Source organism: Paenibacillus alginolyticus DSM 5050 = NBRC 15375 (genome assembly GCF_000422905.1).
GTDB lineage: Bacteria > Bacillota > Bacilli > Paenibacillales > NBRC-103111 > Paenibacillus_E > Paenibacillus_E alginolyticus.
In genome coordinates this window covers 25,911-39,383 of the sequence record NZ_AUGY01000023.1, presented here as the reverse complement: position 1 = coordinate 39,383, position 13,473 = coordinate 25,911, and the positions used below count along the sequence as shown (strand labels likewise).

Below are 13,473 nucleotides of genomic sequence, written 5' to 3'. Positions count from 1 at the left end.
GTCTTTGCGTACACATAAGTCACCAAGAGGAGGTCGTTATGACATGGACTTTAGCTTGTCGGAGGAACTGGAAATGGTTCGCAGTATGGTCCGTGATTTTGCCGAAAACGAGGTGGAACCTAGTGCTGCCCTTCGAGATGAGGATGAACGGTTTGATCGGACCTTGTTTGACAAAATGGGTGAGCTTGGTCTGACAGGGATTCCTTGGGCTGAGAACTACGGTGGGCTTGGCTCCGATTATCTGACCTATTGTCTTGTTGTAGAGGAACTATCTCGTGTGTGCGCTTCTACGGGTATTACTCTGTCTGCACATATTTCGCTTGCGGGCTGGCCTATTTATACCTTTGGAACGGAGGATCAGAAGATAAGGTTTCTACGTCCCATGGCAGAAGGGAAGAAGCTTGGGGCATACGGTCTGACAGAGATCGCCTCAATCTCCGATGCCAGTTCCATGGGAACAACAGCCATACGAGATGGAGATCACTATATATTAAACGGCTCCAAAAAATTCATTACCAATGCAGGTGCTGCGGAAATTTATATCGTGTTCGCTTTGACAGACACTTCGCAAAAGCACAAAGGCTGCAGCGCATTTATCGTAGAGAAAGACACGCCCGGATTTACGTTTGGAAAAAAGGAAAGAAAATTGGGCATTCGCTCATCGCCGACGACGGAGATATGCTTTGACAACTGCCGCATACCCATAGAAAACCTCCTCGGAAATGAAGGAGAAGGGTTGAAAATCGCCATGCGTGCGCTTGACGGAGCTAGAATTGGAATAGCGGCTCAGGCTGTGGGAATCGCGCAAGGAGCACTGGATGTTTCGTTGGCTTATGCCAAAGAACGCAAGCAGTTTGGAAAGCCGATTGCTCAGCAGCAGGCGATTAGCTTTAAGCTTGCGAATATGGCAACCAAAATCGAAGGTGCAAGATGGCTGACGTATCAAGCCGCTTGGCGCGAAAGTCAAGGGTTACCCTATGGCAAGGAATCTGCTTATGCCAAGCTTTTTGCTGGAGACACGGCCATGGAGGTGACGGTAGAAGCTGTTCAAATCTTCGGGGGTTATGGCTATACGAAAGCCTTCCCTGTTGAACGTTATATGCGCGACGCCAAGATCACACAAATCTATGGAGGGACGAACGAAATCCAGCGAGTGGTTATTTCTCGAAGCCTTCTGGCAGATTGAGGAAGGGAGGTGCAGCCGTGTCAACAGTGGGTTCGGAAACCAACTATCGTGCGAAGCATAAGGTGAGATTCGTGACGGCTTCGGCTTTATTTGACGGCCACGATGTGTCCATAACGATTATGCGGCGAATTCTTCAAGCCAGTGGAGCGGAGGTCATTCATTTAGGGCATAACCGATCCGTTAGCGAGATTGTGCAAGCAGCAATCCAAGAGGACGTTCAGGGAATTGCCGTATCATCCTATCAAGGAGGGCACGTCGAGTACTTTACTTATATGATTGATTTATTGCGGGAAAGTGGGGCATCCGAGATCAAAGTCTTCGGTGGCGGTGGAGGAGTGATCCTTCCTTCGGAAATAAAAATGCTTCATGATTACGGCGTTACTCGCCTATTTTCGCCTGATGATGGAAGAGAGCTTGGCTTGCAAGGGATGATTAACTTCATGATGAAGGAGTGTGATTTTTGTAAGGTTTCCGGCTTTGTTCAAGGTAAAGAATTTGGTGAAATAAGCGAGGTAGGGCAAATCAATGATCATAGGTCAATAGCCCGCTTCATTACTGCTGCCGAACTAGCTTGCGAAAGCAGGGAATCGATAACGGAGATAGAGACATTAAATAACATGCCTTTGAGTGGGGCTATATGTCCAGTTGTAGGCATCACAGGCACAGGCGGAGCGGGGAAAAGCTCCCTAACCGATGAAATTGTTCAGCGTTTCTTGCGCCAGTACCCAGATAAAACGATTGCCATCCTATCAGTCGATCCAACCAAGCAGCGAAGCGGCGGCGCTTTGCTTGGGGATCGCATCCGCATGAATGCTGTTCATAACGACCGTGTCTATATGCGAAGTATGGCTACTCGGGGATCGGGCAATGAGCTGTCGTTTGCTATTATTCCTGCCATTGCCGTCTTGAAGGCAGCCGGCTTTGATCTTGTTTTGGTGGAGACCAGCGGAATTGGTCAAGGCGATCATCAAATCACCGAAGTAGCCGATGTGTCGCTCTATGTGATGACAAGCGAATTCGGTGCGCCTTCGCAATTAGAGAAGATTGATATGCTGGATTACGCGGACCTGATCGCGATTAATAAATTCGACCGCAGAGGCTCTGCGGATGCACTTCGAGATGTGAAGAAGCAAGTTCAAAGAAATCACGGTTTATTTGATTTGAATTTTGAAACCATGCCCGTATATGGTACGATGGCTAGTCAATTTAACGATGCTGGCGTGGATACGTTATTCTGTGCACTCATCGAGACCTTGAATCGTAAATGTGTTTTGAAGTGGTCTGTTCATGGATTTACAACTGGTCATGCTGCTGCTAAGACGCATGTCATCATACCAGCTGACCGGATACGGTATTTAGGAGAAATTGCGCATACGGTTCGGGCGTATCACTCGTTTGTAGAAAGGGAAGCCGAGCTAGCCACTACCTGCTACCGAATTGAAGGGGCAATATCAGCCTTACAGCAAGAGCTTGCAGCAGACGAAAGTGTCTCTGTCCTGCAAACACTTAAGATAAATGTCGAGAACCGCATGCACAAAGAAACTCGTCACTTACTCGAGAAGTGGCCGGAGTTACAAAGAAAATACACAGGCAAAACATTCACTACCCGAGTAAGGGATAAAGAATATGTGACTGAGCTAACAACGTCAAGCTTGTCAGGGTTGGACATTCCGAAGGTAAGTCTGCCCAAATATCGCGATGCCGGTGACCTCATTCGTTGGATGTACCGTGAACATGTTCCGGGTGAATTTCCCTTTACAGCAGGTGTATTTCCTTTCAAACGAACAGCGGAGGACCCCAAACGCCAGTTTGCAGGCGAAGGGACGCCGGAACGCACGAATCTAAGATTTCATTATTTATCGCAGAACGATCAAGCCAAACGTCTCAGCACCGCTTTCGACTCCGTCACTCTGTATGGGGAGGATCCTGATGAACGGCAGGACATTTATGGAAAAATCGGTGAGAGCGGGGTTAGTGTCTGTTCATTAGACGATATGAAAAAGCTGTATGCCGGATTCGATCTGTGCGATCCTTTGACTTCGGTTTCAATGACGATTAACGGTCCTGCACCGATACTTCTTGCGATGTACATGAACACGGCGATCGATTTCCAGATCGAACGCTTCTCCCGGGAGCATGGTAGACTACCAACGGACGTGGAGGCGAACCAGATCCGCGAACAGACACTGAAGTCGGTGAGGGGGACCGTACAGGCTGACATTTTGAAGGAGGATCAGGGGCAGAATACGTGCATTTTTTCTACGGAGTTCGCACTGCGGATGATGGGCGATATTCAGCAATATTTTATCGATCATGAGGTCCGTAATTATTATTCGGTTTCTATTTCGGGCTATCACATTGCCGAAGCAGGGGCGAACCCGATCTCACAGCTCGCTTTTACACTGGCTAACGGATTTACCTATGTTGAATATTATTTGGCTAGAGGCATGCCGATTGATGACTTTGCACCGAATCTGTCTTTCTTTTTCAGCAATGGGCTAGATCCGGAATATACGGTGATTGGACGAGTGGCGCGCCGAATTTGGGCAACTGTAATGAAGTACAAATACAACGCGAATGAACGAAGTCAAAAGCTCAAATATCATATCCAAACGTCGGGGCGATCTCTGCATGCGCAGGAAATTGATTTTAATGATATCCGAACCACGCTTCAAGCACTGATGGCGCTACTTGATAATTGCAATTCGCTGCATACGAATTCGTATGACGAGGCGATAACGACACCAACGGAGGAATCTGTGCGCCGAGCTATGGCGATTCAATTGATCATTACAAAGGAGCTTGGATTTGTTAAAAATGAGAACATGCTGCAGGGTTCTTTCATTATTGAGGAGTTAACCGATTTGGTTGAGGAGGCAGTGCTTCAGGAGTTAGAACGAATTAGCGAAAGAGGCGGAGTGCTCGGAGCCATGGAGTCTCAGTATCAAAGGGGTAAAATCCAGAATGAATCAATGCTGTATGAAATGAAAAAACATCATGGCGAGCTCCCGATAATTGGCGTGAATACGTTCTTTCATCCCAATCCTTCCAAGGATACGGACATGAATATCCCGTTAGCTCGGGCAACGACGCAAGAAAAAGAGCAGCAAATTATGAATCTCAGGGAGTTACTTTCGAAGAATCAAACCGAATCACCCAAAGCTTTGGCAAAGCTGCAACGAATTGCGCTGGATGGAGGCAACATTTTCGCCGAATTGATGGAAACGGTCAAGGTAGCAAGCTTGGGGCAAATTACCCATGCGCTGTATCAGGTAGGCGGGCAGTATCGCAGAAATATGTAGCAGCAGGAGAGAGGAGGAGTTCCAATGTCTTCTCAGCAAGTTACCAAGCATCAACAGCTCGGTTTAACCGATGAACAGGTGCTGCAGATGTATACCTTCATGCTCAAAGCGAGGAAGTTTGACGAGCGAGCAACCCTACTTCAACGGTCAGGCAAAACGGCCTTTCATATCTCAAGTATCGGTCAAGAAGCGACCCAGGCAGCAGCGGCATTCGCATTAAATAAGCAGCATGACTATTTTCTGCCTTATTACAGGGATTATGCCTTTGTCTTAACGGTGGGTATGACCGTGCGTGAACTCATGCTGGCAGCCTTATTCAAAGCGGAGGACGTTAACGGAGGCAGGCAAATGCCAGGGCATTTTGGCTATAAAAAGCATCATATTGTTTCGGGATCGAGTCCGGTTGCCACGCAAGCCTTGCATGCTGTCGGCATCGCACTAACGGCCATGATAAAAAAGGAAGACCATGTCGCTTTCGTCAGCTTTGGCGAAGGGGCTAGCAATCAAGGGGATGTCCACGAAGCATTCAATTTTGCCGGTGTATTCAAGCTGCCCGTTATTTTCTTATGCGAAAATAACCAGTATGCCATTTCCATCCCTGCGCATAGACAGGTGGCCGGGCGCGTTGTCGATCGTGCCGCAGGCTACGGCTTCCCAGGTCAGCGAGTTGACGGCAATGACACGCTGGAGGTGTATCGCGCGGTCAAAGAAGCGAGGGAGCGTGCCGTTCGCGGGTATGGGCCGACGTTGATCGAGGCGATGCTTTATCGAATCCCGCCGCATTCCACCGCGGATGATGATATGCTGTACCGGACGAAAGAAGAGGTAGAATACCATAAGGAGCAGGACGGCTTGCAGCGGTTTCGGCGTTATTTGATCGAATGCGGCGTCATGTCTGAAGAGATTGAACAAATGCTGAATGAGAGTGTCACGAAAGAAGTGAACGAAGCAACGAAATATGCTGAAAAAGCCCCTTATCCGGTTCCAGAAGATGTATTACGGCATGTTTATGCGGAAGATGGGGGTGATGCTTAAAATGCCAATCTTAACGTATTTGGAGGCCATTCGTCGTGGGATGATTGAAGAAATGGAACGCGATGAGCATGTTTTTGTGCTCGGAGAGGATATTGGGAAGGGCGGCGTACTTAATGCGACGAAAGGCATGCGCGATCGGTTCGGTGAATTGAGAGTCCTCGACACGCCGCTCTCTGAATCTGCTATTGTGGGTGTTGCGATTGGAGCGGCTATGGTCGGGATGAGGCCGATTGCTGAAATCCAGTTTGCCGATTTTATTTTCCCTGCAGTTAATCAAATCATCAGCGAGGCAGCGAAAATTCGTTATCGCTCGAATAATGACTGGCATTGTCCAATCGTCATTCGCGCACCTTACGGCGCGACAGGTGGAGGCGGATTGTATCACTCCCAGTGTCCGGAATCGGTCTTTTTTGGCACTCCCGGACTCAAGATTGTTGCGCCGTCTACAGCCTATGATGCCAAAGGTTTACTGAAGGCGGCAGTGCGGGACGAGGATCCTGTCCTTTTCTTCGAACATAAGAAGTGTTATCTATCAATATCCGATGAAGTCCCTGAAGAAGATTACACAGTTCCGATCGGCAAGGCAGCCATAAGGCGTGAGGGAAAGGATATCACAGTGATTGCCTATGGATTGTCGGTGCATTATGCCATTAAAGCGGCTTTTGAGCTGGAGCAAGAAGGAATTAGTACAGAGATATTGGATTTGCGGACGCTTCATCCGCTCGATAAGCCTGCTATTTACGAGGCGGCAGCCAAAACCGGAAAAATATTGATCGTTCACGAAGATAATAAAACAGGCGGCATTGGTGCTGAAATTTCTGCTTTAATTGCTGAACACCTGTTGTACGAATTGGATGCACCCATCATGAGATGCTGCCCTCCCGATATTCCCCCTGTTGGCATGGCGCCAACCTTAGAGAAGTTTTACCTGCCGAATGTCGACACCGTCAAAGATGCCATGCGCCAATTAGCGGAAATCTGAAGGAGGCTGGGTATGCAGAGTAACTCTGAAAATCCCCATGCTTGGATGATGATCGAAGTGGATGTCAGTAACCTAGTTGACTTGCGGCAAAAGTTGAAAGAAGACTTTATGCGTAGAGAGGGCATCCCGTTATCGCTTAGCCCATTCGTCTTGAAACCAATCGTTAATGCCTTGAAGGAGTTCCCCATGCTGAACTCGAGCTGGCACTCGGGCAGCATTCATGTCAAAAAAGATATCAACTTATCGATAGCGGTTGCTAATACCGACGATACCGTTGTAACACCTGTGATCTATCATGCGGATCGTAAATCCATCGCAGGAATCGCGATTGAACTGCATGATTTGGCCAATAAGGCGCGAAATGGTTCGTTGCTGCCTTCCGAATTCGTTGAGGGTTCATTTACATTTAGTAACACAGGCTCGGCAGGATCCTTGCTTTCTTGTCCAATCATTAATAATCCGCAGGCGGCTATGCTGACTTTTGAGTCTATCGTACGTAAGCCCGTAGTTATTCAGGAAATGATTGCGATTCGATCTATCGCGAATCTGTGTCTTTCCTATGATCACCGCATGGTGGATGGGATGATTGGCAGTCGTTTCATGCAGCGTGTTAAGTATTATTTGGAACAATATAAGGAAGAAACGATCATTTATTGAGAACGATGGGGGACGAATCCATGAGGGAAAGTGTCATTGTAGGCGGTGCCCGAACGCCATTTGGCAAGTTGGGTGGTGCCTTGAAAGAAGTCCAGGCAGTCACTCTCGGTGGAACAGCAATCAAAGAAGCAATCCTCCGATCTTCGATTGATCCGGCAACCATTGACGAAGTGCTTATGGGGATGGTGCTTCAGGGAGGAGCGGGACAAATTCCATCACGTCAGGCTGCCAGGTGGGCTGGTCTGGACTGGAAAGTGACCACGGAGACAATTAACAAAGTGTGTGCATCCGGGCTGAGAAGTGTGACATTGGCGGAGCAAATCATACGTTCAGGGGATGCGGATATTATCGTAGCCGGCGGGATGGAAAGCATGAGCAACGCGCCATTTGCAGTTCCAAGCGCACGGTGGGGAGCAAGAATGGGTGATCAAAGCCTCGTGGATCTTATGATTCATGACGGTTTATGGTGTTCATTTCACAATGTGCATATGATCGTTCATGGCAGTACGGTAGCCGGTGAGTTTGGAATTAGCCGTAAAGATCAGGATGAATGGGCACTTCGCAGTCATATTCGAGCTGTTGATGCGATGAATAAGGGATATTTTGCGGAGGAAATCGTCCCTGTAGCTATCGAGAGTAAGGGTGGAACGATTGCGATTAGTCAAGACGAAGTCCCTAGAGCAGATACAAGTCTTGAAAAGCTTGCCGCATTGCCTTCTTTGTTCACAAAGGATGGCACGATTACAGCGGGTAACGCTCCAGGCGTAAATGACGGCGCTGCAGCTATGGTGGTCATGTCCAAAGAAAAGGCTGTTTCACAGGGGATAAAGCCTATGGCTAGGATTGTTGGTCACGCTGCTGTAGGTGAAAGAGCGCCATATATCGCGGTCACACCGGCTCTGGCGATTCAGAAGCTGTTGCGTCAAACGGGTTTGTCGTTGGAGCAAATCGACAGGTTCGAAGTGAATGAGGCCTTTGCGGCCGTTATGCTAACCAGTGGCAGATTGCTTGGCTGGAATCCGGAGCGAGTCAACGTAAATGGCGGAGCGATCGCTCTAGGTCACCCCATTGGCGCCAGCGGGGCGCGAATCATCCTTACTTTGATCCATGAACTGCGGAGAATTGGCGGAGGCTATGGCATAGCCGCGATATGCAGCGGTGCCGCGCAAGGAGATGCGATTCTTTTACATGTAGATCCATAAGCGTGTGGTGGGGGTGAATAGATGAATATACAGACTATCATGGTTGTAGGTGCTGGGCAAATGGGGAGCGGTATTGTCCAAGTTGCTGCTGCTTCGGGCTTGAAGGTGCTTTTGCATGATATTTCCATAGGGGTTATTGACAAAGGATTAACTTCGATAGACAAACAACTATCTAGAGCTGTTGAAAAAGGAGGTCTTACAGAAGTAAGGAAATCTGAAATTCGAAGTCGAATTGGGCCTGCGGAGCAATTAGAACATGCGGAACAGGTAGATCTTGTGATAGAAGCCATTTCCGAGAATATGGGGTTGAAAACGTCCCTATTTCAAAAGTTAGATGCTATTTGTACGCCAAAAACCATCTTGGCATCGAATACGTCATCGCTTCCTATTACCGAAATTGCCGCGGTCACCCAGCGTCCGGCCCAGGTAATTGGCATGCATTTCATGAACCCAGTACCGGTTATGCCTTTAGTTGAAGTCATCCGTGGGTTGGAAACTTCACAGGAAGTGTTCGAAGCAGTTTATAAACTGAGCGAAAGATTGGGGAAGACCCCTGTAGAAGTGAAAGACTTTCCTGGGTTTGTGTCGAATCGAATCTTGATGCCGATGATTAACGAAGCTATTTTTACCGTTTATGAAGGCGTTGCTTCAGTTGAATCGGTCGATACAGTGATGAAGCTCGGCATGAAGCATCCCATGGGACCGCTGGAGTTGGCGGATTTCATTGGTTTGGATACCTGCCTATCTATCATGGAAGTCCTATATGATGGCTTTAAAGATTCGAAATATCGTCCATGTCCACTTCTGCGGAAGTATGTGAAAGCAGGGCGTTTGGGGCGCAAATCTGGTCAGGGGTTTTATTCGTATCATGGTTGATAAAAAGGATACCAGTGGACAGTCACTTCATAGGGGACTGTCCATTTTGATTTGAGAATAAGTATATTTTTGAAAAATGCTGCTGGTTAATGCAGGGATATTCTGGGATTTATTGAATTAAACCAAGTGAAGTTTATAGAAAAAATTAATCAACAACCGAAAGGAAAATACGAATGACGATTTTTGGAATTATTTTAGCCATTATTATTGCAATATTGATAGCTATTTTTCTAGGGCCATATGGGGGAATCGTTTTACTAGCTATTATATTTGGGCTTGTTTTAAGTACACATCAAAGAAACAAAAAAATGTATGAAGATATGCAGAGAATTAAAGAACGATTAGGCATCGTGGATCGTAACGATTTTCATATGACGAATGAGGAAATTGAACAGGAGCTTGAACTCGAAGTGCTTAGTGAATCCGAACAAAAGGAACTTGAGAAGGTTAATGTAGAAATTGAAGAGGAGCTTGAGACTTATTTGAACAAAGGAAATGATAAAAAGAAAGATTTGGACACTGACAAATGAGGTAAAATTGAGATGAGACGAAAGAAGTTCATAGCTCGAGTTCAACGCGACTTAGATTATTATCTTAAAGAGCATCTGAATAAGACCAATCTAATCCTGCACTATTTTGCTTTTTTGTCGGCTTTTTTGGCGTGGATATTTTTGTTTTATGATCTAAAAGTAACGTTGATACTAGCCCTATTACATTACCTATTATCGTGGATAGGACATTTCTATTTTGAGGGGAATAAGCCAGCATCTTTTCGCTATCCACTTATAGGTTTCTACTCTGGGTTTACATGGTTTTTTATTAAGACGATTGAGCTTGCAACTGGTAAAGAAATTTTGAACAAATGGTTACATGGGAAACGTTGATACTCACTCCAATTCAATTTACGAGAAAGAAATGGATAGCTTATACAATAAATTCTTTTTCCATCCTTTGGGCAATCGTAGTTGGTATCTTTTTTATGGTAGCATCTATGCAGTAGCAATCAATATATACCTTGGCTTCATGCCAAGCATCTAAGACAAGAAAGTAGTGAACATTAATGGCAGTTATTGCATGCACAAAGAAATTATTTGATTTAAGTAATTTTCAAGTTTTGCCAATTCCGGAAGTGGGTTATAGACCACTGAATAGTTGGCATGCTCATTTGTTTAAGGTGGGCAGAAAGAACTGTGTAATGATAATGAACGATTTAACAAGATACCAAGTAGTTCTTTATGGGTTCAGGAAAGAACATGTTAAAGACTTTCAACATTTGTTTTTGAAAAATCTAGAGATTGTCTTAAGAGCAGATCAATTCACAGATCAAGAGGTTAATTTGTTTTTATCGAACATGGACAAGTTTATTTACACGAAAACTCACAATAGAAGCATCGTGGGATCTTTAAATGAGCAAATTTTCATGACACAACATTGGATTGAAAAATATCTTCCTACTGATGAGCTGAATATTGTTGGTCTTAATGTAAAGCTGAATGATTCTGTTATTTTAAAGCTAGCGGAAGGATACCCTAGGCTCGCTCTAAAGAATGCTTTGCTGGATATGTAAACTATACTAATCCAATTGTATAATCTGCGAATAGATCTCCGGGATCGTCACGCCCGGTGAGGCCAAGATGATATCCGTATGAATATGTTTCTTTTTGAATAACAGTTGCAGTTTTTCTAGAGATATTTGTTCGAAGTAGTACAGTTCCTGATTATTTAAGTAAACATAAAGGTTGAAATGCACTTGTAAAAAAGTTAAAAATGCATGCGCATCCGTATCACTTTTGGCTAAATATTTACTATCAAATTCAATAAATCCAAGTATATTAGGACAATTCTTAATGGAATTCAGCATCCCTTGGATGACCTTCTCTTCATGACCTTCCACATCGATTTTGAATAATAGCTTTTCTTTATCTAGTGGATACTGGCTAAGCAAAGAGTCAAGTGTAATGCTAGGAACATCGTGTTGTTGGTATGCCTTCGATACGTCCTCCTTGCCAAGAGCTGCGGTTGAAAGGCCAGACCAGTATTTATTAATGAAGAAAGATTGCTTATCGCTATCTTCGTTAGAAGCCATAGCATAAACGGTGTTAATTTTTTTGCGGTTAGGATGTATTTTCTTGGAACGCTCAATAAACGGCTGCAAATGAGGATTGGCTTCAATACCAATGATTTTGCTGTTTTTGGGATAGGTCACGGAAAAGAGGCATTCGCCATAATTTACGCCTACGTCTATGATCAAGGTGGGTCGGAAATTGGCAACCGCCGTTTTCCAAAACAAATTCAGCCTTGGTTGTGTCATTCCACCCGTCATATACAGAATTCTACCGCGGTTTTCGGTTGGATCGACATAAAGAATACGAGATGAACCAGGCAGCACAATTCGGTCTGTGCGCCATTGTCTTATAATCGTGCGGGAAAGCACATAACGTGCCGTTGATTTCAAAATTTCCCAATAACGTAAAGAAGACTCATGTTTAATAGCAGCCTCGAAAGTGTGTTTATGGGTCATCGTGTAGTTCCTTTCTAACTAAAGTTTTTGGATAGGAACGTAAGTCTTTTTATTTTAACAAAAAGTTATTATTTATGAGTTATGTGGATGTAAAATGAATGTTTATTTATGTGAAATATTTACATTTAATGAACGAGGAGAGCTACAATGGATACTAGGATCAAAATAATTAGAGATGAAGAGCGAAAATATCATGAAGCTTGTTATGATAACTATAAATTATTTGAAGAAGGAACATGGCTGTCCAAACCTGTAAAAACAGTGATGGATACACTGACTCATTTTAAATCCAAAGACAATCTTACGGTATTAGATCTAGGTTGCGGAGTGGGCAGAAATAGATATAGAATCAGGAATGGAATTAGATCCATTTATGGAACTTAACTTAACAACAAATGATGCGAAACAATTATTATCATCGGCGTTTCCAGATTGGGAAATAATCTTTACTACTTTAAAACAGTTGGAATTTAACATAGAGAGAAATGGTTGCGAAATTCTGCTCAAGAGTGATTGTTTGACGTATGTCGTTCGAAAATAATGGAGAACAAATCCTGATCAGCAGAGATATAAGAACTTTATTTATACGTGGTTAAGCCGGGGGAAATCCCTCGGTTTTTATTTTTTTAAACTTACTGAAACATTTTTCACCTACGATTCGTTAAGAGTGTGTAATAAGATAATCAACTAAAAGGAGAGAATTAACTATGAAAAAGATAGCAGCTTTAACTTTAACAACAGCTTTAGTAAGCAGTTTGACTTTTAGCAGTGCCTTCGCTTTTACGGATGTAGAGGAAGGACAAGCTGCCGCAATCTCAGCTCTGCAAGAACGCGGAATCGTGAGCGGGATTGATAAGGATCATTTCGTCCCAAAAGGAAAGATTAGTTATGCACAAACCGTGCAAATGATCGTTAAAGGCATGAATTTAAACATGGATACTTTGCGTTTTTTTAAACAGCCATTAGCTTCTGATATTTATACCAACATCCCGAATGATGCTTGGTATGCGGATGCATTCATTATAGCGCACTACAACGGCATGAACATTCCTAAGGATGTAAACCCGAACGCAACAATTACTCGTGAACAATTTGGGGAAATGCTCGTACGAGCTTTGGAAAAGAAGGGCAATTTCCCGCTGGTGAAAATGTTTATACCGATCAAAGATGAGCCACAGATTACTCCCGAATTTCAAGGGGCTTTACAGCGATTGCTGCTTTACAAAATTGCCGAGCTTGACAAGGATGGCATGTTTAATCCTAAAGCCGAACTTACTCGTGGCCAAGCCGCAGGTTGGGTATACAATGCGATTCGCGTTTTAGACACACATATCCATAAACCGGCACCTATTGAAGATGTAACTGTAACTGTGGAGAAAGTAACGGACGATGTGAACAAGGTTACCTTATCAAGAGGTCAAAAACCGAATTCAGGTTACAGTATTGCCATTCAAAATGTTCGATTTGATCAAAACGGTCAAGCGGTGATTTCGTATACGCTGCAAGATCCAAAACCGGACACGATGTATGCTGAGGTGATAACGGAAGCGAAAGCCGTAACATATGTTTCCTCAGCTTATAAAGCAGTAGCAGAACCTGCAGTTGCGAACTAAATAAATCATACTTAAGAGTGCTGTTCACCGTTAAGGGTGGGGAGCATTTTTTGTATTACCCTCTAAAAATAGTTGTTTTATGCGAACAAGTATGAAGAT

The 13,473-nt window shown here is 44.6% G+C and carries 12 protein-coding genes and 1 pseudogene; 12 read left to right on the top strand and 1 reads right to left on the bottom strand.

All coding sequences use genetic code 11. The features are described 5' to 3' along the window. The first annotated feature begins 43 nt into the window (after positions 1-43). The 10 genes from G519_RS0112425 (at position 44) to G519_RS0112380 (ending at position 10,807) form a co-directional block, all read left to right on the top strand. The gene (locus G519_RS0112425; RefSeq protein ID WP_029194975.1) at positions 44-1,186 is read left to right on the top strand and encodes an acyl-CoA dehydrogenase; all 1,143 of its coding nucleotides are present in this window, start codon (positions 44-46) and stop codon (positions 1,184-1,186) included. Positions 1,187-1,212: 26 nt separating this feature from the next. Beyond that, positions 1,213-4,488 carry a fused isobutyryl-CoA mutase/GTPase IcmF gene (gene icmF, locus G519_RS0112420; RefSeq protein WP_029194974.1) on the top strand — a complete coding sequence of 1,092 codons (3,276 nt, stop codon included), beginning with the start codon at positions 1,213-1,215 and terminating at the stop codon, positions 4,486-4,488. A 24-nt stretch (positions 4,489-4,512) separates the two neighbouring features. Next, positions 4,513-5,523, top strand: coding sequence for a thiamine pyrophosphate-dependent dehydrogenase E1 component subunit alpha (locus tag G519_RS0112415; RefSeq protein WP_029194973.1), 1,011 nt, complete (start codon positions 4,513-4,515; stop codon positions 5,521-5,523). 1 nt (position 5,524) lies between these two features. Beyond that, positions 5,525-6,505 carry an alpha-ketoacid dehydrogenase subunit beta gene (locus tag G519_RS0112410; RefSeq protein ID WP_029194972.1) on the top strand — a complete coding sequence of 327 codons (981 nt, stop codon included), beginning with the start codon at positions 5,525-5,527 and terminating at the stop codon, positions 6,503-6,505. A gap of 12 nt (positions 6,506-6,517) precedes the next feature. Then, positions 6,518-7,162 (top strand): 2-oxo acid dehydrogenase subunit E2, encoded by a 645-nt coding sequence (locus G519_RS42775; RefSeq protein WP_051253347.1) that lies wholly within the window; start codon positions 6,518-6,520, stop codon positions 7,160-7,162. Between the two features lie 20 nt (positions 7,163-7,182). Continuing rightward, positions 7,183-8,364: an acetyl-CoA C-acetyltransferase gene (locus G519_RS0112400; protein WP_029194971.1), complete on the top strand. Its 1,182-nt coding sequence runs from the start codon at positions 7,183-7,185 to the stop codon at positions 8,362-8,364. Between the two features lie 21 nt (positions 8,365-8,385). Beyond that, positions 8,386-9,240, top strand: a complete 855-nt coding sequence (locus G519_RS0112395; RefSeq protein WP_029194970.1) for a 3-hydroxybutyryl-CoA dehydrogenase — start codon at positions 8,386-8,388, stop codon at positions 9,238-9,240. A 173-nt stretch (positions 9,241-9,413) separates the two neighbouring features. Then, positions 9,414-9,770, top strand: coding sequence for a hypothetical protein (locus G519_RS0112390; protein WP_029194969.1), 357 nt, complete (start codon positions 9,414-9,416; stop codon positions 9,768-9,770). 12 nt (positions 9,771-9,782) lie between these two features. Continuing rightward, the gene (locus tag G519_RS0112385; protein WP_036632778.1) at positions 9,783-10,124 is read left to right on the top strand and encodes an Mpo1-like protein; all 342 of its coding nucleotides are present in this window, start codon (positions 9,783-9,785) and stop codon (positions 10,122-10,124) included. A gap of 176 nt (positions 10,125-10,300) precedes the next feature. Next, positions 10,301-10,807, top strand: a complete 507-nt coding sequence (locus G519_RS0112380) for a DUF6933 domain-containing protein (RefSeq protein ID WP_029194967.1) — start codon at positions 10,301-10,303, stop codon at positions 10,805-10,807. A gap of 6 nt (positions 10,808-10,813) precedes the next feature. Here the strand turns inward: G519_RS0112380 and G519_RS0112375 are convergent, their stop codons facing one another. Further along, positions 10,814-11,761: an FkbM family methyltransferase gene (locus tag G519_RS0112375; protein ID WP_029194966.1), complete on the bottom strand. Its 948-nt coding sequence runs from the start codon at positions 11,759-11,761 to the stop codon at positions 10,814-10,816. A gap of 147 nt (positions 11,762-11,908) precedes the next feature. On the opposite strand from G519_RS0112375, the pseudogene G519_RS52120 reads away from it, so the two are divergent. Together G519_RS52120 and G519_RS0112365 are read left to right on the top strand one after the other, a co-directional pair. Then, positions 11,909-12,142 (top strand): annotated as a pseudogene (locus G519_RS52120) (class I SAM-dependent methyltransferase); the annotation flags it as partial. 326 nt (positions 12,143-12,468) lie between these two features. Continuing rightward, positions 12,469-13,374, top strand: coding sequence for an S-layer homology domain-containing protein (locus tag G519_RS0112365; RefSeq protein ID WP_029194964.1), 906 nt, complete (start codon positions 12,469-12,471; stop codon positions 13,372-13,374). Positions 13,375-13,473: the final 99 nt, after the last annotated feature.